At 39.5% G+C, this 23,228-nt stretch carries 20 protein-coding genes; 8 read left to right on the top strand and 12 right to left on the bottom strand.

The features are described 5' to 3' along the window. Positions 1-71 precede the first annotated feature (71 nt). Complete coding sequence (locus INQ00_RS06190) at positions 72-425, bottom strand: DUF496 family protein (protein ID WP_178165029.1); 354 nt, start codon at positions 423-425, stop codon at positions 72-74. Positions 426-603: 178 nt separating this feature from the next. Between INQ00_RS06190 and serC the strand changes: the two genes are divergently transcribed. After that, positions 604-1,686 carry a 3-phosphoserine/phosphohydroxythreonine transaminase gene (serC, locus tag INQ00_RS06185; protein ID WP_049375447.1) on the top strand — a complete coding sequence of 361 codons (1,083 nt, stop codon included), beginning with the start codon at positions 604-606 and terminating at the stop codon, positions 1,684-1,686. Between the two features lie 64 nt (positions 1,687-1,750). Beyond that, entirely contained in the window at positions 1,751-2,854 is a 1,104-nt protein-coding gene (gene hisC, locus INQ00_RS06180) for a histidinol-phosphate transaminase (RefSeq protein ID WP_197546516.1), read from the top strand. Positions 2,855-2,894: 40 nt separating this feature from the next. On the opposite strand, the gene INQ00_RS06175 is transcribed toward hisC, so the two are convergent. The 4 genes from INQ00_RS06175 to gshAB all read right to left on the bottom strand — a co-directional run bounded on the left by INQ00_RS06175 (position 2,895) and on the right by gshAB (position 7,625). Beyond that, entirely contained in the window at positions 2,895-3,680 is a 786-nt protein-coding gene (locus tag INQ00_RS06175; protein WP_197546515.1) for a Cof-type HAD-IIB family hydrolase, read from the bottom strand. An 18-nt stretch (positions 3,681-3,698) separates the two neighbouring features. Continuing rightward, positions 3,699-4,163, bottom strand: coding sequence for an rRNA maturation RNase YbeY (gene ybeY / locus INQ00_RS06170; RefSeq protein WP_197546514.1), 465 nt, complete (start codon positions 4,161-4,163; stop codon positions 3,699-3,701). Between the two features lies 1 nt (position 4,164). After that, positions 4,165-5,253 (bottom strand): PhoH family protein, encoded by a 1,089-nt coding sequence (locus tag INQ00_RS06165; protein ID WP_197546513.1) that lies wholly within the window; start codon positions 5,251-5,253, stop codon positions 4,165-4,167. Positions 5,254-5,351: 98 nt separating this feature from the next. Then, on the bottom strand, positions 5,352-7,625 hold the full coding sequence (gene gshAB, locus INQ00_RS06160) for a bifunctional glutamate--cysteine ligase GshA/glutathione synthetase GshB (protein ID WP_197546512.1): 2,274 nt from the start codon (positions 7,623-7,625) through the stop codon (positions 5,352-5,354). Between the two features lie 214 nt (positions 7,626-7,839). On the opposite strand from gshAB, the gene INQ00_RS06155 reads away from it, so the two are divergent. From INQ00_RS06155 to INQ00_RS06145, 3 genes are all read left to right on the top strand, one after another. Continuing rightward, positions 7,840-8,838 (top strand): iron ABC transporter substrate-binding protein, encoded by a 999-nt coding sequence (locus INQ00_RS06155; RefSeq protein ID WP_111326855.1) that lies wholly within the window; start codon positions 7,840-7,842, stop codon positions 8,836-8,838. Positions 8,839-8,930: 92 nt separating this feature from the next. After that, the gene (locus INQ00_RS06150; RefSeq protein ID WP_049370161.1) at positions 8,931-10,451 is read left to right on the top strand and encodes an ABC transporter permease; all 1,521 of its coding nucleotides are present in this window, start codon (positions 8,931-8,933) and stop codon (positions 10,449-10,451) included. 13 nt (positions 10,452-10,464) lie between these two features. Beyond that, complete coding sequence (locus tag INQ00_RS06145) at positions 10,465-11,517, top strand: ABC transporter ATP-binding protein (RefSeq protein WP_049370160.1); 1,053 nt, start codon at positions 10,465-10,467, stop codon at positions 11,515-11,517. A 38-nt stretch (positions 11,518-11,555) separates the two neighbouring features. Here the strand turns inward: INQ00_RS06145 and INQ00_RS06140 are convergent, their stop codons facing one another. The 7 genes from INQ00_RS06140 to INQ00_RS06110 all read right to left on the bottom strand — a co-directional run bounded on the left by INQ00_RS06140 (position 11,556) and on the right by INQ00_RS06110 (position 20,383). Then, positions 11,556-12,275, bottom strand: coding sequence for a TerC family protein (locus INQ00_RS06140; protein WP_049365379.1), 720 nt, complete (start codon positions 12,273-12,275; stop codon positions 11,556-11,558). 69 nt (positions 12,276-12,344) lie between these two features. Further along, positions 12,345-14,171, bottom strand: coding sequence for an excinuclease ABC subunit UvrC (gene uvrC, locus INQ00_RS06135; RefSeq protein WP_049365378.1), 1,827 nt, complete (start codon positions 14,169-14,171; stop codon positions 12,345-12,347). Between the two features lie 9 nt (positions 14,172-14,180). Further along, positions 14,181-14,939 carry a 3-deoxy-manno-octulosonate cytidylyltransferase gene (kdsB, locus tag INQ00_RS06130; protein WP_197546511.1) on the bottom strand — a complete coding sequence of 253 codons (759 nt, stop codon included), beginning with the start codon at positions 14,937-14,939 and terminating at the stop codon, positions 14,181-14,183. A 9-nt stretch (positions 14,940-14,948) separates the two neighbouring features. Beyond that, entirely contained in the window at positions 14,949-15,128 is a 180-nt protein-coding gene (locus INQ00_RS06125) for a Trm112 family protein (RefSeq protein WP_111326848.1), read from the bottom strand. 17 nt (positions 15,129-15,145) lie between these two features. After that, positions 15,146-16,126 carry a tetraacyldisaccharide 4'-kinase gene (gene lpxK / locus INQ00_RS06120; RefSeq protein WP_197546510.1) on the bottom strand — a complete coding sequence of 327 codons (981 nt, stop codon included), beginning with the start codon at positions 16,124-16,126 and terminating at the stop codon, positions 15,146-15,148. 53 nt (positions 16,127-16,179) lie between these two features. Then, positions 16,180-17,928: a lipid A ABC transporter ATP-binding protein/permease MsbA gene (msbA, locus tag INQ00_RS06115; RefSeq protein WP_197546509.1), complete on the bottom strand. Its 1,749-nt coding sequence runs from the start codon at positions 17,926-17,928 to the stop codon at positions 16,180-16,182. Between the two features lie 52 nt (positions 17,929-17,980). Continuing rightward, on the bottom strand, positions 17,981-20,383 hold the full coding sequence (locus tag INQ00_RS06110) for a DNA internalization-related competence protein ComEC/Rec2 (protein ID WP_197546508.1): 2,403 nt from the start codon (positions 20,381-20,383) through the stop codon (positions 17,981-17,983). Positions 20,384-20,645: 262 nt separating this feature from the next. On the opposite strand from INQ00_RS06110, the gene dksA reads away from it, so the two are divergent. From dksA to folK, 3 genes are all read left to right on the top strand, one after another. Continuing rightward, positions 20,646-21,083 carry an RNA polymerase-binding protein DksA gene (gene dksA, locus INQ00_RS06105; protein WP_049370154.1) on the top strand — a complete coding sequence of 146 codons (438 nt, stop codon included), beginning with the start codon at positions 20,646-20,648 and terminating at the stop codon, positions 21,081-21,083. A 235-nt stretch (positions 21,084-21,318) separates the two neighbouring features. Further along, on the top strand, positions 21,319-22,677 hold the full coding sequence (pcnB, locus tag INQ00_RS06100) for a polynucleotide adenylyltransferase PcnB (protein ID WP_269473888.1): 1,359 nt from the start codon (positions 21,319-21,321) through the stop codon (positions 22,675-22,677). Then, positions 22,677-23,180, top strand: coding sequence for a 2-amino-4-hydroxy-6-hydroxymethyldihydropteridine diphosphokinase (gene folK / locus INQ00_RS06095; RefSeq protein WP_014065105.1), 504 nt, complete (start codon positions 22,677-22,679; stop codon positions 23,178-23,180). The genes pcnB and folK overlap by 1 nt, the downstream gene beginning before the upstream one ends. The last annotated feature ends 48 nt before the right edge of the window (positions 23,181-23,228 follow it).

Genomic DNA, 23,228 nt, shown 5'->3' with positions numbered 1-23,228 from the left:
TATAGCTCATTCTAAAAATACCATAAAAAATGACCGCACTTTATCGAAGTGCGGTCATTTACTTTGAGGGTTTATAATGTGATTTTATTTGATGAATCTTTCACTAATTTCGCGTGCGCTTTTTTCTGTTCTTTCATCTTATTGCTCGTTTCACGGCGTAAAGTAGAAAGTTCTGCATTGCGAATGTTGTACTCATCCACACGGCCTTCATAATCATCACGCATATTTTCGATAATCGCACGAACATCTTCAATGCTCATATCATCACGAATATATTGATTTAAGTTATCTAACAATAAGACACGTTTTTGGTTATCACGAATTTTGCGGTTGTTGTCTTCAATGTCGCGTTTAAGTTTATTTTTTAAACGATACAAACGCACATACTCTAATACTTCTTGGAAGGACTTATTTACATTTCCCATGATCGACTCTCTCAAAGTTAAAAATAAACTTCGGGTAATGTAGCTTTTTTTTTCGTCCCCGTCAAAAGCTTAAATTTAAATTGATGGATTAGATCAAAAAACTGTTTGATTTAGTTGATTATCCTATTCGGTAGTGGTAAAAATGAAGAATCTATTCAAAATAAAATAAGGAAACACAATGTCAAAAGTCTTTAATTTTAGTGCTGGTCCGGCCATGATTTTCCCTGAGGTACTACACAAAGCACAAGCTGAGCTAACTAACTGGCTTGGTCAAGGTGTGTCTGTGATGGAAGTCAGCCACCGTGGCAAATATTTTATGGAATTGATTACCCAAGCAGAAAAAGATCTGCGTGAAGTGTATAACATTCCAGATAATTATCGCGTGTTATTCCTACAAGGTGGCGCACGTGGTCAATTTGCAGCATTACCGATGAACTTAATTGGAGAGAAAGGCAAAGCACTTTACTTAAATAGCGGTCACTGGTCTGCAACCGCTGCGAAAGAAGCGCGTAACTTTGCTGAAATTGATGAAATTACCATTGTCGAAAATGGTGAGCATACACGCATTACCAACCTTGATTTCAGTGATATTGCGGAACAATACGATTACATTCACTATTGCCCAAATGAAACCATCAGCGGTGTGGAAATTTTTGATGTACCGAATGTGGGTAATGCGGTACTTGTAGCCGATATGTCATCTAATGTGCTCTCTCGCGAAATTGATATTAGCAAATTCGGTGTCATTTACGCGGGTGCGCAAAAAAACCTTGGCCCAGCAGGGATTACACTTGTGATTATTCGCGATGATTTAATTGGTCATGCTCGCCAAGCGACACCATCAATTTGGAATTACGCCACACAGCGTGATGCTGATTCTATGATCAATACCCCACCAACCTTTGCGTGGTATCTCTGTTCATTGGTTTTCAAACACATTCAAGCAATTGGCGGCTTAAAAGAAATTGCAAAACGTAACGCAGTGAAAGCACAAACTCTTTACGATTATATTGATAGCAGCAAACTCTATCGTAACGTCGTGGCTAAAGAAAACCGTTCAACCATGAATGTCACATTTGTGACAGGCAATCCTGAACTTGATGCTAAATTTGTTGCAGAATCGACAGCTGCTGGTCTTCAAGCCTTAAAAGGTCACAAAGTGTTAGGTGGTATGCGTGCATCTATCTACAATGCAATGCCATTAGAAGGTGTACAAGCGCTCATTGAATTCATGAAAAAATTTGAAGCTGAAAACAGCTAATTATCTGATTAACTAAACTCAACGTGCGGGCTGAAAGGCCCGCTCGTCTTTATAAGGAAAGCATATGCAATACATCAACGTTGCCAATCAAGGCGTAAAATCTCTTTCACCTTACCAAGCCGGAAAACCTATCGAAGAACTCGAACGTGAATTAGGCATTACCGATATCGTTAAACTGGCCTCAAATGAAAACCCTTTCGGCTTTCCTGAAAGTGCGAAAAAAGCTATTCAAGCTCAACTGGATCATTTAACTCGCTATCCTGATGCTAACGGTTTTGAACTTAAAGCAGCTATTGCAAAAAAATTTGGTGTGCAACCAAACCAAATCACCCTTGGCAATGGTTCTAACGATTTATTAGAGCTCTTTGCTCATACCTTTGCGGGTAAGCATGATGAAGTGATTTATTCACAATATGCTTTTATTGTTTACCCTTTAGTGACCAAAGCCATTAACGCCGTCGCTAAAGAAATTCCCGCTAAAGATTGGGGACATGATTTAAACGGATTTTTGACCGCACTTTCAGATAAAACTAAACTGATTTTTATTGCCAATCCAAACAACCCAACGGGGAATTTCTTAACGGAAGCAGAATTGGATGCTTTCTTGGCAAAAGTACCTGAAAATGTGATTGTGGTATTAGATGAAGCGTATACCGAATTTACCCATCCAAACGAACGGGTTAATTCTTTTGCGTTACTAGATAAATACCCTAACCTTATTGTTTCACGCTCCCTATCAAAAGCTTATGGATTGGCGGGTTTACGCATTGGCTACGCGGTCTCTAATCCTGAAATTGCAGATTTATTAAACCGTGTTCGTCAGCCATTTAACTGTAATAGTCTTGCTTTAACTAGCGCGATTGCAGTGATGAATGATGATGCTTTTGTTGAAAAAGTGGCGGAGAACAACCGCCAAGAAATGAAACGTTATGAGGCCTTCTGTCAACAATATGGCTTAGACTTTATTCCGTCTAAAGGTAATTTTATTACCATTGATTTTAAACAGCCTGCAGCATCAATTTATGATGCATTATTACGTGAAGGCGTCATTGTCCGCCCAATTGCAGGCTATGGCATGCCAAATCACTTACGTATCAGTATTGGCTTACCACAAGAAAATGACAAATTTTTTACTGCACTCGTTAAAGTGCTGAATTTAGGAAAATAAAAATAAGGCGCTTTCGTTTAACTAGAAAGCGCCTTTTTATTTATTCAGGGAAAATCTCATTCAATATCAATGCAATCCCATCATCATTATGCGAAGCAGTGACTCGATTAGCGGCCTGTTTAATCTCATCCAGTGCATTGCCCATTGCAACGCCTAATCCCACGCTTTCTAACATATCTAAATCATTAAAGTTATCGCCGAAAGCAACACATTCTTCCATCTTCACATGAAAATAATCTTCAAGAAAACGTACCGCGTTACCTTTTGTCGCGGATTTATGCATCACTTCAAGGAAATTCGCATGAGAACGGCAAATACTTAAATGCGGGAATTTCTCTTTCAAGACTTGCTCAATACTAATCACTTCATCCGTTTCACCAATGATTTGAATTTTATGTGGAGAATAGACCGCACTTTCATCATAAGGATCAATCTGAATGCCTGTCACGCTACGTTCATAAATCACCCATTTATTATCCAAATCGCGAGCGACGCAATCATCATAGGTATAATAATTGACACCTAGTGCAGGATGGTCTGCTAATACTTGATTAATGGCTTGAATATCAGCGGGATCAATTTGTACCGAATAAATAGGCGTGGCGTTTTTATCTAAAATCAAGGCACCACTAAATGCCACAATGATGTTGTAGTTTTCAATGAGTTTCGCATAAGGCCAAATACCCAGCGGCGAACGAGCAGAGATTGGTGTAAATGGAATACCTTGTTTTGTAATGCGTTGAATGGCATCTAAGGTTTTAGGCGAAATTCGATGATCGGAAGTTAATAAGGTACCATCAAAATCGCTGAATACGGCTTTATACATAATTGCTCCAAATCGTTATTATTTTTCGGAAAGATAAGGGTCAGCAAAGCCCAAACTCTGCATAATTTCAGTTTCTAAACTTTCCATTTCTTCGGCTTCATCATCTTCAATATGATCGTAACCCAGCAAATGTAGGCTACCATGCACAATCATATGCGCCCAATGTGCCATTAAAGGCTTTTCTTGCTCGATAGCTTCGCGTTCTACTACCTGGCGACAAATCACCAAATCACCCAACAGCGGTAATTCCACTTCATCAGGACATTCAAAAGGGAAAGACAATACATTGGTTGGACGATCTTTTCCACGATAAGTCAAATTCAAGTCATGACTTTCTGCTTCATCCACAATGCGTACCGTCATTTCCACATTATCACTTTCTGGTTGCACTGCGGCAGTTGCCCATTGCAGAATTTGCGTTTCTGATGGCAAGCCTTCTGTATTTTCACAGGCCAGTTGCAAATCGATAATCATATTGCCCATACTATTCTCCTAAATTCGTTTCATTTTCTGACCGCACTTTTTGTTCACGTTCAGCTCGACGCTGCGCTGCGATTTCTTGACGGCGAATTTCATCTTGGGCTTCCCATTCTTCGTAAGCTTTTACCACTTTTGCCACCACAGGATGTCGTACAATATCTTTACTCTCAAAGTAGTTAAAGCTCAATTCCGACACTTTGCTTAATACTTCCATAGCGTGGCGTAAACCCGATTTTGTGCTTCGCGGTAAATCGATTTGAGTCACATCCCCTGTAATCACGGCTTTGGAATTAAAACCAATACGAGTCAAAAACATTTTCATTTGTTCAACTGTTGTATTTTGGCTTTCATCTAGAATAATAAAGCTGTCATTGAGTGTGCGACCACGCATATAAGCCAATGGTGCGATTTCAATCACATTACGCTCCATTAATTTTTGTACACGTTCAAAGCCAAGCATTTCAAATAACGCATCATAAAGTGGTCGTAAATAAGGTTCAATTTTTTGGCCTAAATCACCCGGCAGGAAACCTAATTTTTCGCCCGCTTCCACCGCAGGACGAGTCAGTAAAATACGACGAATTTCTTGGCGTTCTAATGCTTCAACTGCCGCTGCTACGGCTAAAAAGGTTTTCCCCGTTCCAGCAGGTCCAATCCCAAAACTAATATCGTGCGTAAGAATATTGTGTAAATACTGAATTTGATTTTCACCACGCGGTTTAATCAAACCTCGCTTGGTTTTAATTGTGGTGCTATAAACGTGATTTTCACTACGTGACTCACTTCCCGCTTGCGATAACATTCTGCTCTCTTGCAAGGCAATATGCACATCTTCTAAATCAAGCTCTTTCACTTTCCCTTTAATTGGTGCAGTCTCCACATATAATGTTTGGATTAATTTAGCCGCACGATCAATTAATTGCTCATGGTAAGATTTAGGATTTTCATCATTTGATTTCACGGTAAAAGTGAAATTATTGCGGGAAATATTGAGGTTAAATTCTTTTTCAATCAGTTTGATATTTTCATCAAATGCACCACAAAGGGATTGCAGACGATCATTTTCTTGAGGTTCTAAGGTAAAAGTTGTCATTAAATTTCATTTTAGAATTGTGAATACTGTCTCCATTTTAGCCTAATTACGATGAATGTAAAACGGGCTTCACCAACTGATGAAGCCCGATAACCAAATTAAGGCAATTCAGGGAAAAGCATCTTAATCACATTCATTGTCAATCGTCGAGATTGTCCACTAAATGGGAAAATATGCATCATCATCATAGGATTAAAATTTGCCTCAATCACACCCCACGAACGCAAACTCGGTTCTGCCGGCTGTTTCAAATCAGGAATAATTAAATCTACGCCACAAACTGCCGCCCCCATTGCCTTGCTAATCCCTACCGCAATTTCTTTGTAACTGGCATGCATTTCATCCGTCATATCAATAGAATCACCACCTGTACTAATATTAGAATTTGCACGTAATTGAACAAGTTGATCTTTTGCAGGAATAGAATCCACGGTTAATCCTTGCTCCTTAAGCTGCAACTGCTCAATATCCCCCAATGCTATTTTTTTCAATGGCGTACGACTGCCATCGCCCCGTAAAGGATGATCATTTTTAGCGGCAACTAATTCAGCAACAGTATGTACACCATCTCCAATTACATTTGCTGGAACACGTAATAAGACGGCTAACGTTTGATCCCCCAGTACAAAAAAGCGATATTCAGTGCCAAGTAGATAATCTTCAACCATGATCTCTTTATCTTCACGGAAAGCAATCTCTACTGCTTTTGCAAAATCATCTCTATCCGTTACACCTTGTTGGAAAATACTGATCCCTAAACCAAAATTCGTTGATTTTGGCTTAATCACGACAGCTCGATTCTCAAAAAGTGGGAAATTTTCGACCGCACTTTTCACATCGGTAAACTCGATGCTTTGCGGTACATTAAATCCTGCTTTCGCTAACACTTTCTTCGTCACCACTTTATTTTCCATAATGAGTGGAGAAATATAGCTATCGTGAGAAGTCATATTACCGTTTTTCACATATTCCAAATGATCGCCAAATTGAAGACTGATAAATTGATCGCGTTCATCTAAAATCTCAATCTTTAGCCCTTTTTGGATTGCATCAAACAATAACGCTTGTGTGGACAGTTCCATATTATCAAACACAGTTAATGCATAAAAACGTTCAAAGGCTTTTGCTTTATTAGATTGCGCAATATCGGCCCCTAATTGTTGGTAACTGCCGACCTGTTCAATTGCCGCAACCACTTTGGCACAAAGCGTTTGGCTTGGATCCGCAAATTGTCCTAATTTGTCTTTAACAATCGTTTTAATCTCATCACTCACATTAAGTTGCTCAAGCATTTTGAGTATTTCAAGGAGGACTAATTCGCCTTCTACCGCATAAACGCTTTGCTCTCTTGGGTCTTCCCATGCCACTTCAGCAAGACGTGCTTTGCCTAATTTTATACCTTCTTGATCAGCGGTATCATCAAGCCATGCCATTAACAAAATAAAATAATGAATGAATTTCGCGTCAGCGAGTTCCATTCCATAAGGTGCAAACGGATTGAGATCAAACAAACGAAATTCTAAATATTGAATTCCTTTTTGAAGTAAATCGCGCGCTTTTTTAGCGCCACGCAAACGTACGCTTGAGTAAAACTCTTTTTCCGCAATCAAATCACCCGATTTCACCCAGTGTTCTAACGTCTCAACATACTCTTGCAAACTGTCATAAGAGACGTGGATCTTCGGATCATTCACATAACCATATTTCCCTGAACGTAAACTCCGCACATATTGATGCGGTTTAAGGGGGGAATTGCCTCTGAAATATTTATCCTCTACCGTCGGTGTCGCAGAAAACAGATAAAGCAGAATCCATTGATAGCGTAAGAAGTTTTTGGCTATTTTTAGGTAAAAATTATTTTGAAAATCAACCGCACTTTGTGTTTCATTTTGTGCATGAAATAAGGCATCAATAAACTTAGGGTCAATTTGAAAATTGTAATGAATACCACTGACCATTTGCTTATATTTACCGTAAGACTGGACTAAATGCTCCCGATAAGCCACATCTTCCTGATTATCTAATTGTGCAACCTTAATGTGTTCTTCTGGCGGTAATCCTGCTGGCATACTGAAAGGAAAAATAAATTCATCCTCCGGTAAAGTTCGCAAAGTCACTTCATGAATGGCTGAAAGCCAACGTAGTGTATCCTCTAACTTTTTCATAGGGGGAGTCACCAATTCCAACTGACTTTCTGCAAAATCAGTTTGTATGTAGGGGTGAAAACAACGATTACCAAAGGCTTTGGGGTGCAATGATGTCACTATTGAACCATCCGCACGCACCCGTTGACTTTCCTTTTCAATCCCAAATGACCCTTGCTGGAATAAGAGCTCTAAATGATGTTGTTTAATGATTTGCTGAATATTCATATCCGTCCTTATTAGAAATTTCTACTAGACATTATGGAGAAAAATCAACATGGGACGAAGTAAAAAAAAAAAAAAATAGAATGGGATATGAAATTTTGATATAAGAGAAAAATATCTGAGAATTATTTGCATTATCTCTTTTGAATATATTAGAATGAGACAAATTTTATTTTCAGAAAATGGGCGATTTGCCCGATAACATAAAGGAGTTTTCATGAAAATTAAGCACTTCCAAATTGCCGCACTAACTGGCTTAATGGCGTTTGCAGGATTCGCTTCTGCAGATATTACCGTTTACAACGGTCAACACAAAGAAGGTTCTCAAGCTGTTGCTGATGCATTTACAAAGGCAACAGGTATTAAAGTGACCTTAAACAGTGCGAAAAGCGATCAACTTGCAGGTCAATTAAAAGAAGAGGGCGATAAAACCCCTGCTGACGTATTCTTTTCTGAACAAACGGCACCTTTCGCTGCTCTGTCTGATGCGGGCTTATTAGAACCGCTTTCTGCAGATACTATTAAACAAACTGCACACAAGGGCGTTCCTGTTGCACCGAAAAAAGACTGGGTCGCATTAAGCGGTCGTTCTCGTGTTGTGGTTTACGATCACACTAAATTATCTGAAAAAGACATGGAAAAATCCGTGTTAGATTATGCAACACCAAAATGGAAAGATAAAATTGGTTACGTTCCAACTTCAGGCGCATTCTTAGAGCAAGTTGTTGCGATTACCAAATTAAAAGGTAAAGATGCCGCTCTTAAATGGTTAAAAGGCTTAAAAGAAAACGGCAAACTTTATGCGAAAAACAGTGTTGCCCTTCAAGCGGTTGAAAATGGTGAAATACCAGCAGCGTTAATTAACAACTATTACTGGTATACTCTGGCAAAAGAAAAAGGTGCTGAAAACCTCAAAACACGTCTTTATTTTATTCGTCATCAAGATCCTGGTGCATTAGTGACTTACTCTGGTGCAGCTGTATTAAAAGGTTCTAAAAATAAAGAAGAAGCGAAAAAATTCGTTGATTTCTTAGCAAGCAAAGAAGGACAACAAGCATTTGTTTCAGTACGTGCAGAATACCCACTTCGTACCGACGTAGTTTCTCCATTTAACATGGAACCTTATGCAAAATTAGAAGCGCCAGTTGTTTCAGCAACCACTTCTGAAGACAAAGACAACGCAAACAAACTTATTGAAGAAGCTGGTTTGAAATAAGTTTAATTTGCTATGCAATATAGGGCGTGTAATACACGCCCTTCTGTTATTTACTCAACTTACTCTATACTGATATTTTAAAGGATTTTTCTGTGTCTAATCGCCCACCTCGCTGGCTTATAGCCTTAATCGTGCTGATTAGTTTGCCATTATTATTACCTTTTTTATATGTTATTGAGCGTGCTGCAGATGTCGGATTGGCTCGTAGCATTGAATTACTTTGGCGCCCAAGAATGTGGGAATTGCTCAGTAATACCCTACTTTTAATGGTATTTGTCACGCTTTTCGCCATTATTCTCGGCACACTATGTGCATTTTTATTAGAACGTTATCGCTTTTGGGGAAAAGGCTTTTTCCAAGTTGCGATGACGCTCCCTCTTTGTATTCCGGCTTTTGTCAGTTGTTTTACGTGGATCAGTCTTACCTTCAGAGTGGAAGGCTTCTGGGGAACCATCGGCATTATGACGCTGAGTTCTTTCCCGCTTGCTTATCTCCCTGTCGCGGCGACCTTAAAAAGACTCGACCGCTCTTTAGAAGAAGTGAGCCTTTCATTAGCTAAAAGCCATGCTTACACATTTTGGCATGCGATTTTTCCACAACTCAAACCCGCCATCGGTAGCAGCGTATTATTAATTGCGCTTCATATGTTGGTAGACTTTGGCGCCGTGTCTATTTTAAATTACCAAACCTTCACTACGGCAATTTTCCAAGAATATGAAATGGCCTTTAATAACAACACCGCCGCCTTACTTTCTGGTGTGTTAATGGTGATCTGTATCTTTGTTGTGATGGGGGAAATTCGTTTTAGAGGCACACAAACACTCTATCAAAGCGGCAAAGGCGTAATACGTCCGTATCCATTGAAAACCCTCTCAGCAGGAAAACAAATTTTAGTCGTAAGCTTTTTCACGACCATTTTTGTGCTCAGTATTGGTGTGCCGATTACTATGCTGATTTATTGGCTAACCGTGGGAAGTTCCATTGAAGGTGCGGTCGATTTTGGGGAATTTTTTACCGCCTTCACAAATTCACTGACTATATCAACACTGGGTGCAACACTTACCGTTATTTGTGCACTACCATTGGTATGGGCTGCGGTACGCTATCGCAGTAAATTGACGATTTGGCTTGATCGAATCCCTTATCTACTTCACGCTGTGCCAGGGCTTGTTATCGCATTATCATTGGTCTTCTTTACCATCAACTATGCCTATTCCCTTTATCAAACCTTTGCCATGGTTATCGTTGCCTACTTTATGCTTTATCTTCCAATGGCGCAAACGACCTTGCGTAGCTCGCTTGAACAAATGTCTAGTAACATTGAAAAGGTAGGGCAAAGCTTAGGCCGTAGCAACTTTTATATTTTCCGTACCTTAGTCATTCCAGCTATGTTACCGGGGATTGCGGCTGCCTTTGCTTTAGTATTTTTAAACTTAATGAAAGAGCTCACCGCAACCTTATTACTGACCCCTAATGACATTAAAACGCTTTCAACTGCGGTGTGGGAATACACCTCTGATGCACAATATGCGGCTGCAACGCCTTATGCCATTATGTTAGTGCTATTTTCAGGGATTCCTGTATTTTTACTGAAACGATACGGTTTTAAATAACGAGAAGATAAAAATGACAACATTACTCGACATTAAAAATTTGAATAAATCCTTTAACGGACACCAGGTTCTGCACAATATCTCTCTGCAATTAGAGAAAGGTGAAATTCTATTTCTTCTTGGCGCATCTGGTTGTGGAAAAACCACCTTATTGCGTAGTATTGCTGGTTTTGAACAACCAACAAGCGGTGAGATTTGGTTAAAGAATCAACCTATTTTTAAAGAAAATCTCAATGTGCCGACCCAGCAACGCAAATTAGGCTATGTGGTACAAGAAGGCGTGCTATTTCCTCATTTAAATGTTTACCGCAATATTGCTTATGGCTTAGGCGATGGCAAAGGGAAAACTGAAGAGGAAAAACAACGCATCGAAGAAGTGATGAAACTCACGGGTATTAGCAGCTTAGCGGACCGTTTCCCTCATCAGCTTTCTGGTGGTCAACAGCAACGTGTTGCACTTGCTCGAGCACTTGCACCAAGCCCTGAGTTAATCCTGTTTGATGAGCCATTTAGTGCGTTAGATGAACATCTAAGAAATCAAATTCGTTACGATATGTTACAAGTATTAAGAGAAAGTGGTTCCTCTGCCGTATTTGTAACCCATGATCGCGATGAAGCACTATGTCATGCTGACAAAATCGCAGTGATTCAAGAAGGGAAAATTCTCCAAATTGCGACACCTAAAACGCTCTATTGGTCACCTCAGTATTTGTCTATTGCTAAATTTATTGGGGACAGCATTATTCTTCCTGCAACATTAAAAAACGATAGCATCGCGACCTGTCAATTAGGTGAAATTGCCATCGAAAATAAAGGAAATGGCCATACGCAAGGGAAAGTGTTATTCCGCCCTGAGCAATTCTCTCTTGCGAAAAAAATCCAAGACCCGACCGCTTCTTTTAAAGGTGAGATTAAGCGAATTGAATCAAGAGGACGAGCTATCAATATTTGTATTGATGTTTGCGGTTATGAATTGAATATCAATGAAGATCTCATCAACGAATACCATACTGACGAACAAGTCACCATGTATTTGTATGGGAAAGGGGTATTCTATAATGACTAAAAAAAGGCGGAACACATTGTTCCGCCTTTTTATATGATTTAATGACCAAGTGATTTTCGCATTTTGATGTTGAGCATTTCAACTACTGTTGAGAAGCCCATTGCAAAGTAAATGTAGCCTTTTGGAATATGAATATCCAAACTTTCAGCAATTAAACTTACTCCAACTAAAATTAAGAATGCTAAGGCTAAAATCTTCAATGTCGGATGGGTATCAACAAAATTACCAATTGGTTTCGCTGCAAACATCATCACACCTACTGCAATCATAATTGCCAAAATCATCACTGGAAGGTGGTTTGCCATCCCTACCGCGGTAATTACTGAGTCTAAAGAAAATACGATATCTAAAATCGCAATTTGGATTAATACACCCAAATAACTGACTTTCTTCTTGTTATTCTCTTCTTCATGATGTGCTTCAGGATGCATCGCCTCTTTAATTTCACCTGTACTTTTCACAATTAGGAATAAGCCCCCAAGGAATAAAATCAAATCGCGACCCGAAATTTCCTGACCAACCAAAGTGAATAGTGGCTCCGTTAATTTCATCATCCAAGAAAGGGAAACAAGAAGTAAAATACGGGTAATCATCGCTAATCCAAGGCCGATAATACGACCAGATTGACGTTGATTCGCAGGTAAACGTCCCACTAAAATACTAATAAAAATAATGTTATCGATACCCAAGACGATTTCAAGTGCGGTCAATGTGAGCAATGAAATCCATGCTTCAGGATCAACAAGCCATTCAAACATAATATGTTCCTATATAAAATCCGAAAGGTTGAAATAATAGACAGTTCGTGTAGAAAATCAAGATTTTTCCTAACTTTTTAAGGTCTCGAAAATCTTTTCGGCTAAGGCTTTAGAAATACCGGGTACAGAGGCGATTTCATCCAATGTGGCATTTTTGACACCTTGCAATCCACCTAAATATTTCAACAAGGCTTGACGTCGTTTAGCGCCTACCCCTTCAATAGTTTCCAATCCACTTTGGGTAAAGGCTTTTTGGCGTTTTTGACGATGACCGTTAATCGCATGATTATGGCTTTCATCTCGAATATGTTGGATTAAATGTAGTGCAAGGCTATCATCCGGCAAATGAATCTCACGATCTTGTTTGCTGATAATCAACACTTCTTGTCCCGCTCGACGATCTACACCTTTTGCCACACCAATTAAGTGCGGTCGATTTTTATCCCATTTTACGTTGAGGTGATGAAAAACCTCTAAGGCACGATTAAGCTGCCCTTTACCACCATCAATAAAAATAATATCGGGAATTTTATCTTCATCAAGATCGCGGTCGTAACGTTTCTTTAAAGCTTGCTCCATCGCTGCATAATCATCACCACCCGTAATACCTTCAATATTAAAACGGCGATAATCTGATTTCAGTGGGCCTTCTTGATTAAATACCACGCAAGATGCCACGGTTTGATTCCCCATCGTATGACTAATATCAAAACATTCCATACGTTTAATTTCAGGCATATCGAGCAATTCACAAAGCGCTTGATAACGTTCGTACATTCGGGAAGATTGTTTAAGTTGAGTCGCTAAAGCCGCTTTGGCATTAATTTGTGCAAGTTGTAGATATTTACCTTTATCGCCTTTAGCAGATTCTTGTATTACCACTTTTCGACCAGCTTGTTCAGTTAATAAAGCTTCAAGCTCGGCTTTTTCATCTAGTTTATGATCCACAATAATACTATTAGGGATACTTCTTCCCTGATGACCTTGCAAATAAAACTGCCCAACAAACGTCGCCGTTAATTCGGACAAATCAGTATTAGCAGGTACTTTCGGAAAATAACTGCGATTGCCCAATACTTTACCTTGACGAATAAACATCACTTGAACACAAGCTAAACCGTGCTGATACGCAATGGACATAATATCCATATCGTCCAAACGCTCATTGGAAACAAATTGTTTTTCGATAACCGCACGAACCGCTTGAATTTGGTCACGATAACGTGCCGCACCTTCAAAATCTAAATCACGGCTCGCCTGCTCCATTTTGCCGATGAGATAATCTAATACTTGCTGATCTTTTCCTTGTAAAAATAGTCGTGCTAATTCGACTTGCTGATTATATTCTTCATCAGTCACATAGCCTGGCACACAAGGTGCTGAGCAACGCCCGATTTGATATTGCAAACAAGGGCGGGAACGATTGTTATAAACCGAATTTTCACATTGACGAACAGGGAATAGTTTTTGCATTAAGGATAAGGTTTCACGCACAGCCCCCGCATGAGGATAAGGCCCGAAATACTCACCTGCAATTTTTTTCGTTCCGCGATAAGAAGTAATACGAGGATGACGTTCTTTCGTCAGTAAAATAAAAGGATAGGATTTATCATCTCGCAATAATACATTATAACGAGGTTGATAAAGCTTAATGAAATTATGCTCAAGCAATAACGCTTCGGTTTCAGAAGAGGTAATCGTCGTATCAATATGATGAATTGACGACACCAAGGCTTCTGTTTTTTTGCTGCTTAAGTTTTTGCGAAAATAGCTGGAAAGTCGCTTTTTAAGATCTTTCGCTTTGCCTACATAAATAACCTGATCTTTATCGTCATACATACGATAAACACCAGGCTCATGAGAAACGTCAGAGAGAAACTTTTTAGAATCAAACATCAGTAAAAACTATGCCAAAATTAACCGCACTTTTTCTAAATCTTCTGCTGTATCCACACCAACAGCTGGAACTTCTTTCGCCAATTCCACATGAATACGCTCACCGTACCACAATACACGGAGTTGCTCTAATTTCTCTAAGTTTTCTAACTGCGTTGGTGCCCATTGCACATATTGTTTAATAAAGCCTGCACGATAAGCATAAATACCAATATGACGGAGATATGCATCAGCCAGTTGCGCCTTTGAAGTATCCGCTAATTGCATAAATTGATCACGATCGTAAGGAATCACTGAACGGGAAAAATATAAAACGTAGCCATCTTTATCCGTAACAACTTTCACAGCATTTGGGTTAAATAACTCTTCCGCTTCGTGAATTTTTACCGCAAGTGTCGCCATATTCACGTTAAACTTCGCTAAATTCTCTGCCACTTGACTCACAATAACAGGTGGAATTAGCGGCTCATCCCCTTGGATGTTTACAATAATTTCATCATCAGCAATACTAAGCTTACTGACCACTTCCGCTAAACGCTCAGTACCAGAATTATGTGCTTCTGATGTCATACAAACTTCTGCTCCAAAAGCTTTTGCTGCCTTTTCAACTTGTTCGTTATCTGTGGCAATAATGACTCGGCTCGCGCCTGATTGTTGAGCTTTCTCAAAAACATGTTGAATCATGGGTTTACCGGCAATATCAGCTAAAGGTTTACCTGGTAAGCGGCTCGATGCAAAACGAGCAGGGATAATAACTGTAAATGACATAATCATTCCTTATTCTTTCAATCTTTCGGCTTTTTCTGCCAACAAAACCGGCACGCCATTTTCAATAGGATACGCCACTTGCTCAAAAGGGCAAATGAGCCGTTGATTTTCTTGATCGTATTTCAATCTTGCCAAACATCGCGGGCAAGCAATCACTTCTAATAATCGAGGATTAAGTTTCTCACACATATTTCACTCGAATAGGGTTAAATCAAATGACGGATTTTTTCCCACAATTGTGGAAGTTTTTGGCCTTGGTTTTCAGCCTCAACAATCTCCGCATCAACTGGAACATACCACCAATTCTCTTTAGCAAAAGCTTGGCATTTTACGGCATCCTTTTCGGTCATAAAGAGCGGTTGGTTTTCAGCGAGTTTTTCTAATAATTGCGGCTCGAAATGTTGATGATCTTGAAAAGCTTTCGTATTTTCTAAACGAATATTTAAATTTTCCAACATTGTAAAAAAACGTTGTGGGTTACCAATTCCCGCGATAGCTGAACCTTGGGAAAATTCACTTAACAAGCGTTTTTCAGCTGTCACTAAATTAATCGCATAATGAGGAACGAGCGTCATAACCGCATCTGAATAAGCATTTTTTCCTCCATTGGTAATCACAAAGTCCACATTTTTTAAACGACTTGGCAATTCACGCAAAGGTCCTGCAGGCAAAACAAAGCCGTTCCCTAAAGCTCGCTCTGCATCCATCACCACAATTTCAATGTCACGTTGCAACTTATAATGTTGTAATCCATCATCCGAAATAATCAGATCGCAATCCTGTGTGTTCAAAAGTAATTCAATCGCTTGTTGACGATTCGGTGAAATCACCACGGGTACACCTGTTCTTTTGGCAATTAAAACAGGTTCATCGCCCCCTTGAACGGGGTCTGTTTCCGGTGTGACAAGTAAAGGATAGGTTTTAGATTGGCTACCATAGCCACGAGAAATCACGCCTACACGTAATCCTTGTTTTTGTAACTCTTCAACTAGCCACACAACGACAGGCGTTTTACCATTTCCACCAACAGAAAGATTGCCGACAATAATGACCGGTTTTGGGGATTTATAAGAGGATAAGATATTCAGGGAAAATAATGCTCGGCGAATTTGGCTAATCAACCAAAATAGCAGTGAAAAAGGAAGAAGCAACCACGCTAGCTTTGAATTAGAGTACCAAAAAGGCATTTCATTTATCCTATATTGATTTTGGGCGAACACATTGGTTCGCCCTTATTATTTTATCCGCTAAACTGCATACTGTGTAATTGTTTATACGCACCATCAAGCGCTAATAAATCTTGATGTGTACCACGTTCTTTAATTTCACCGTGTTCAATGACTAAGATTTCATCGGCATTTTCAATGGTTGATAAACGATGCGCAATCACCAATACCGTACGATCTTTTTTCAGTTCTTCTAATGCAGACTGAATCGCACGTTCAGATTCGGTATCGAGTGCAGAAGTAGCTTCATCTAAAATTAAGACAGGTGAATTACGTAATAGCGCACGGGCAATGGCTAAACGCTGACGTTGACCACCAGAAAGACTTGCGCCATTCTCACCAATAACGGTATCAAAACCTTGAGGAAGTTTCTCGATAAACTCTAGGGCATAAGCCGCTTTTGCTGCTTCGATAATTTGCTCACGGCTGTATTTATCTTCTGCCGCATAGGCAATATTATTGGCAATCGTATCATTAAATAAATGCACTTGTTGAGAAACAACAGAACAATTCTCACGTAAATTAGATAAACGATAATCTTGAATTCTCACGCCATCTAATAAAATCTCACCTTCATCAATATCGTAGAAACGCGTCACTAAATTGGCAATAGTTGATTTCCCCGAACCTGAACGTCCCACTAAAGCCACGGTTTTGCCTGCGGGTACATTAAAAGAGATATTATTTAAGGCTTTCTCTTCTTTACCCTCATAAGCAAAACTGACATTTTTAAATTCTAAATCACCTTTTGCTGGTTCTGCTTTATATGTGCCATTATCTTTTTCAGTTTCTAAATCTAAGATAGAAAATAATGTCTGACAGGCCGCCATGCCTCGTTGAAATTGTGAGTTTACATTCGTCAACGATTTTAACGGACGCATCATCGCTAACATAGAAGAAAAAACTACCGTGAAAGAACCCGCAGTTAAATTATCATCAGCAATTAATGGTGTCGTTGCTAAATAAAGCACTGCTGCCAACGCCAAAGAAGCAATCACTTGCACAACTGGATCTGAAATTGCATCAGCAGTTACCATCTTCATACCTTTACGACGCATATCGTTACTGACTTTATCGAAACGCTCTTCCTCCACTAATTGCCCACCAAAAGAAAGCACTACCTTATGCCCTTTCAGCATTTGTTCCGTCGCAGAGGTTAATTCCCCCATGGAATCTTGCATATTTTTACTGAGCTTACGGAAAATCTTAGATACCATGCGAATCAGTACTGCAATAATCGGGCCAATCACAAAAAGCACAAGTGTTAATTCCCAACTGGTATAGAACATCACAACAAGCAACGAAATTAAATAGGCTCCTTCGCGAACAATCGTCACTAATGAACTAGATGAAGAGTTAGCAATCATTTCTGAGTCGTAAGTAATACGAGAAAGTAATTTTCCTGTTGAATTACGATCAAAAAAGCTCACTGGCATAAACATTAAATGTTTAAACAAACGGCGGCGCATAATCATCACTACTTTACCGGATACCCACGCTAGGCAATAAGTAGAGACAAAGTTGGTCACCCCACGCAATATAATCATGCCAACCACAACAAATGCCATCATTTTCAAGAAAGAATGATCGGCTTTTCCGAAACCATCATCAAGCAAAGGCTTAAGCATATAAATCAAACCTGAATCTGCTAAAGCATTAAAAATTAAAGCAAAAGCGGCGACTAATAAGCCTGATTTAAACGGTGAAATCATCGGCCATAAACGCTTAAAAGTTTGTGTGGTTGAGAAATCTTTATCTTGCATAGTTTGTTCTTACATCACATTGTCTTAATAAAAATTGGCTGCATTGTACCTGTTATTTCGGGGATAATCCAATTACACGGGCAAACCAAGGTGAAAAATCTCCTCTCGCCTTTTCAATTTCAATGCCCTTTTCAGTAAAATTTAACCTTATATGACCTGAAATAGCGGTATTTTCGACCGCACTTTGATAACGATTTAACCGTTCAATCACGGTTGGATGAGGAAAATTCCACGCATTCCATCGTCCACTTGAAATTAAGGCAAGATCAGGTTTCGTCAGAGCCAATAAAAACTCGCCTGTTGAAGTTTTACTACCATGATGCCCCACTTGTAACACATTAATTTTGCCTATGTTTTCAGCAAATGCTCTTTCTGTCGCCACATCCGCATCACCGGTTAAAAGGATCTTGTACTGTCCATCTGTTAGTAAAATTACGCAAGATTGCGGATTCTCCGCTCTATCTGTTATTTGCGTTGGTGAAAGAACTTTAAAATCAAGTCCTCGCCACAGCCATTGTTTCCCCTGAAGACAAAAAGTGCGGTGCGTTTCGCCGTAGTTTTTACGAGAAGGTGTAATCAGTTCAATGTCTCGGTATGCGGCTAAAATCGCTTTAGCACCACCTGAATGATCGTTATCATCATGGCTTAAAATCAAAGTTTCAAGCTCAATGCCTTCCCGTTGAAGATAAGGTAATATTTCCAATTCTGCCATGGAAGATGCCCCTATTCCATTCTGCCAAGCAGGCCCTGTGTCATACAACACGCCTTTCCCCTCTTTCACAATTAAGGTTGCTAAACCTTGACCAACATCTAACGTATCTAACTGCCATTTGGGTTTCGTGAGATATCGATACCCTAGAGCATTAATACAAATACAGAAAATAAAAATGACACAACGAAGCGCTTGCTTATAATCTTTTGGCGATAAGATTTTTGTATGATTTAACGTAAAAAATCGACTCGATTTTAGCGGTGTATTTTTTGTTTTCCCTTGAGATGCAAAATACAATCCACCTAACATTCTGCCAAAAATAAGGCTTAAAAGTGCGGTCAGAATAAGAGATAAATTAATCGAAATCGGCATATACGAGCCTTGGAAAACACTGAGGCATTGTGTAATACCTTGAGCAATCGCATTTGAAAGATGCCAAGAAGAAAATGCACCATGGGTCAACACCGCAAAGAGAATCAAGGGTACAAGTAAGAAGCTATACAAGGGCACTGCAATTAAATTTGCTAAGAACCCATTTAATGCCAAGCCATTAAAAAAGAAAAGCTGAATAGGTGTGAATAAAATCAACAAACCAATCTGCAAATGAAACAATCCTAAAATCCACCGCACTTTGCGGGATAATTTTTGATGTTGCCATTCAATGATTGATAAGGGAACATATCGGTACCATACAATCAAACAGGTAACAGCACCAACTGAAAGCCAAAAGCTAACCGAAAGTGGCATAAGCGGATCACAAAAAAGCAAAAATGCCACCACCAAACACAGCATTTGCGAAGGCGTGTAATATCGTCGAGAACATTGAAGGATTGCAATAAAAAGCAATGCCATCATTGCACGAAAGGTCGGTAAACTAAATCCGGCTAAATAGGCATAACCTAAAGCAATCAACACACCAAAGCAAAGCGGAAACCAGGGCGAAATAAAACGTGTAGGCAGTGAGAGTTGCAATAATCGAGCAAAGAAAAAGCCTATCCCCATTGCTAAACCGATATGGAGTCCTGAAATAGCAATTAAATGTGCTGTATTCGTTTGTTGATAAATCAACCACGTTTTATTATTCAGCCAAGCCCGCTCGCCAAATGCCAATGCAATAAGCAAGCCTTGCAAAGAAAGCCCTTCCGTCTGTTTGAGGCTATTCTGTAGAAAATCTGTGCGGTAAGAAAAATCGTCTCCAATTTTGACCGCACTTTTCACATTCCCTACGGCAATAATTCTTTTGGAAAAATACCACTGCTGTCGATCAAATCCCCCATGGTTTAATCTCGCCGAAATAGGGCGAAGCTTTACATCCGCCCGCCAAATTTCCCCTAACTGTGGCTTTTCTGGTGCTTTCCAATTAATAAAAATTTGTTGTACTTTTCCATCAAATAAAGAGCTCGTCGCAATCAAGGTTTGATAATCTTGCTGATGAAGAATTTCTGAGATGTGGAGATCTAAGGTGATTTTATTCGGTAAACTTGAAATTCTCTCTGCTTGTCCCAATAACGATAAGGCTGATGAATGCGCATAAGCCAAAGTAAGTAAAAACAAGATACTACTTATGCAAAAATTTCTGGCTTTAAAATAATTGAACCAATGGAAACAAAGTGCGGTCATAACCAACATTAAAATGCTCAGCCCCGCTCGTTGCCAGGTAAACAGTAAAAAATCAGGCACGATAAGCAAAGAAAAGGCTGAAATGATGAGCATGATGCACAGTTGAAATAACGTGAGTTTCATTTGGAGTGTGATTTATAGCGAGAAAATAAGGCAACCTAGCCTTAACCTCATAAATAAACAAATAATTACGCCATTTTTTGCGATCTCGATCGCAAAATTTAAATTTCCAAGCTAAATTTATTTGCTAAATAGGTGAAGTTCTGCTATTTATATCGCCCTTAAAAAACAGGGTTCTTATGTCAGCTATTTTTTAGCCGATAAGAATCAATCAAAACAACAAGACAGGAAGTCGTTAAAATCTTTACTACATTAGGAGTTATCAATGTCTAAGGCATCTCTAAGTTTGCTGGATTTAGCCGGTGTTACACCTTATCAACCAAAGAAAGGTGAAGAATACATGAATGAAGATCAAATTCTTCATTTCAGAAAAATTTTAACTGCATGGCATGAGCAAATTGTGGAAGAAGCATCAAGAACTGTTGCTCATATGCAAGATGAAGCTTCAAACTTCCCAGATCCAGCAGACCGTGCGACCCAAGAAGAAGAATTCAGTCTTGAATTACGCAACCGCGATCGCGAGCGTAAATTAATGAAAAAGATTGAATATACATTGAAAAAATTGGACACCGATGATTTCGGTTATTGCGATTCTTGTGGGGAAGAAATTGGCATTCGTCGCTTAGAAGCACGTCCTACTGCTGATCTTTGTATCGATTGCAAAACCCTTGCTGAAATTCGTGAAAAACAAGTCGCAGGTTAATTTATTTAAGTCATCCAACAAAAAAGTGCGGTCAAAAACAACCGCACTTTTCGTGTTTTTATCAAATGCGCATTGAACATCGAGAATGGAGTAAATTATTCTTACTTATATAAAAAATTTATTTGGTAAAAAAACTAAAAAAGAAACCGAAACCAATATAAATTCGCTCGTTCCCAAAACGGAGCCCAAAAGCAAAAAATCAAACGTTTCAAAAACAGAGCGTTCACTACCCAAGATCGCCCCGTCCTCTTCTCACCATAAAAAAACCAACACACAAGCGCATCGTCACGACAAACATATCGTTAAAGCCTCTCATTTTGGTATTAACCCACGTATGTTTAGCCGTAATGCCATTACCGTGGTGGAAAAATTGCAACGTCAAGGTTATGACGCTTACATCGTTGGTGGTTGTTTGCGTGATTTATTGTTAGGTAAACACCCAAAAGATTTTGATGTGGCAACCAATGCACGTCCCGACCAAATTCAAGCAGTATTCCAACGTCAATGCCGTTTAGTTGGTCGTCGTTTCCGTCTTGCGCATATTATGTTTGGACGCGATGTGATCGAAGTGGCCACATTCCGTGCTAGCCATTCGGATGCGCGCAGCGAAAATCAAGCGAAACAAAGTGATGAAGGAATGTTATTACGTGATAACGTATATGGCACCATTGAACAAGATGCGGAGCGCCGTGACTTCACCGTAAACGCCCTTTACTACGATCCGCAAGATAATACGTTGCGTGATTATTTCAACGGAATTGATGACCTGAAAAACGGAAAATTACGTCTGATTGGCGATCCCGTTACCCGTTATCAAGAAGATCCTGTGCGTATGCTACGCTCTGTGCGCTTTATGGCGAAATTGGATATGTTCTTGGAAAAACCAAGTGAACAGCCAATTCGTGAGCTTGCACCATTGCTGAAAAATATTCCACCGGCGCGTTTATTCGATGAAAGCTTAAAATTATTGCAGTCTGGCAATGGTGTAAAAACCTATAAATTACTTCGTCAATATGGCTTATTTGAACAGCTTTTCCCAAGCTTAACGCCTTATTTCACCGAAAAAGAAGACAGCCTTGCGGAACGCATGATTTTAACTTCGTTAAATTCAACTGATGAACGCATTGCCGATAAATTGCGTATCAATCCAGCCTTTTTATTTGCGGCATTCTTCTGGTATCCATTACGCGAAAAAGTAGATGTACTGAAAAATGAAGGTGGTTTAAACAATCATGATGCTTATGCCCTTGCTGGAAATGAAGTGCTTGACCAATTATGCCGATCATTAGCCGCACCTCGTCGTCATACATCCGTTATTCGTGATATTTGGATGTTGCAATTACAATTGCTTAAACGCACCGGTTCTCACCCTGCACGAACGATGGAACATCAAAAATTCCGTGCGGCCTTTGATTTATTGGCAATGCGTGCTGAAGTGGAAGGTGGTGAAACAGTTGAATTGGCTAAATGGTGGCATGAGTACCAACTTAGCAATCAAGAACAACGTCGCCAATTGGTTCAAGAGCAACAAAAATTGCATCCTGCACCGAAGAAAAAATATTACCGCAGACGTAAACCTAAGGCGGCTAACTAATGGTTCAAGTGTATATCGCCCTTGGCAGCAATTTAAATACGCCGACAGAACAATTAAATTCGGCATTAGAGGCAATCTCTGCGCTACCTAATACCGAATTAAAATCGGTGAGCGGATTTTATCAAAGCAAACCATTAGGCCCGCAAGATCAACCTGATTATGTAAACGCGGTGGCGATGATTGAAACCACTCGCCCACCTTTAGCCTTACTCGATGAATTGCAACGCATCGAAAATGAACAAGGTCGCGTACGTTTACGTCGTTGGGGGGAGCGTACATTAGATTTGGATATTCTGCTTTATGGAGATCAAATCATTCAAAATGAACGCTTAACCGTGCCTCATTACGATATGAAAAACCGCGAATTCGTGATTGTGCCGCTTAATGATATCGCACAAGATTTGGTTTTACCGGAAGGCGAAAAAGTCGCAGATTTAGTGAAAGCCTTTGAAAATCATCAAATGCATAAAATCAAAAACAGTGAGAAAATTGACCGCACTTAAATCAAAACAAAAGGGCTGATATTTACTATCAGCCCTTCTTTTTTACCT

The organism is Haemophilus parainfluenzae (assembly GCF_014931275.1).
In the GTDB taxonomy this organism is placed as follows: domain Bacteria; phylum Pseudomonadota; class Gammaproteobacteria; order Enterobacterales; family Pasteurellaceae; genus Haemophilus_D.
This window is presented reverse-complemented; position numbering and strand designations above follow the sequence as displayed.

Bases quoted from the DNA above. Each gene is read 5' to 3' on its own strand.
- INQ00_RS06190 (WP_178165029.1), bottom strand. From the start codon at position 425: ATGGGAAATGTAAATAAGTCCTTCCAAGAAGTATTAGAGTATGTGCGT.
- serC (WP_049375447.1), top strand. From the start codon at position 604: ATGTCAAAAGTCTTTAATTTTAGTGCTGGTCCGGCCATGATTTTCCCT.
- hisC (WP_197546516.1), top strand. From the start codon at position 1,751: ATGCAATACATCAACGTTGCCAATCAAGGCGTAAAATCTCTTTCACCT.
- INQ00_RS06175 (WP_197546515.1), bottom strand. From the start codon at position 3,680: ATGTATAAAGCCGTATTCAGCGATTTTGATGGTACCTTATTAACTTCC.
- ybeY (WP_197546514.1), bottom strand. From the start codon at position 4,163: ATGGGCAATATGATTATCGATTTGCAACTGGCCTGTGAAAATACAGAA.
- INQ00_RS06165 (WP_197546513.1), bottom strand. From the start codon at position 5,253: ATGACAACTTTTACCTTAGAACCTCAAGAAAATGATCGTCTGCAATCC.
- gshAB (WP_197546512.1), bottom strand. From the start codon at position 7,625: ATGAATATTCAGCAAATCATTAAACAACATCATTTAGAGCTCTTATTC.
- INQ00_RS06155 (WP_111326855.1), top strand. From the start codon at position 7,840: ATGAAAATTAAGCACTTCCAAATTGCCGCACTAACTGGCTTAATGGCG.
- INQ00_RS06145 (WP_049370160.1), top strand. From the start codon at position 10,465: ATGACAACATTACTCGACATTAAAAATTTGAATAAATCCTTTAACGGA.
- INQ00_RS06140 (WP_049365379.1), bottom strand. From the start codon at position 12,275: ATGTTTGAATGGCTTGTTGATCCTGAAGCATGGATTTCATTGCTCACA.
- uvrC (WP_049365378.1), bottom strand. From the start codon at position 14,171: ATGTTTGATTCTAAAAAGTTTCTCTCTGACGTTTCTCATGAGCCTGGT.
- kdsB (WP_197546511.1), bottom strand. From the start codon at position 14,939: ATGTCATTTACAGTTATTATCCCTGCTCGTTTTGCATCGAGCCGCTTA.
- INQ00_RS06125 (WP_111326848.1), bottom strand. From the start codon at position 15,128: ATGTGTGAGAAACTTAATCCTCGATTATTAGAAGTGATTGCTTGCCCG.
- lpxK (WP_197546510.1), bottom strand. From the start codon at position 16,126: ATGCCTTTTTGGTACTCTAATTCAAAGCTAGCGTGGTTGCTTCTTCCT.
- msbA (WP_197546509.1), bottom strand. From the start codon at position 17,928: ATGCAAGATAAAGATTTCTCAACCACACAAACTTTTAAGCGTTTATGG.
- INQ00_RS06110 (WP_197546508.1), bottom strand. From the start codon at position 20,383: ATGAAACTCACGTTATTTCAACTGTGCATCATGCTCATCATTTCAGCC.
- dksA (WP_049370154.1), top strand. From the start codon at position 20,646: ATGTCTAAGGCATCTCTAAGTTTGCTGGATTTAGCCGGTGTTACACCT.
- folK (WP_014065105.1), top strand. From the start codon at position 22,677: ATGGTTCAAGTGTATATCGCCCTTGGCAGCAATTTAAATACGCCGACA.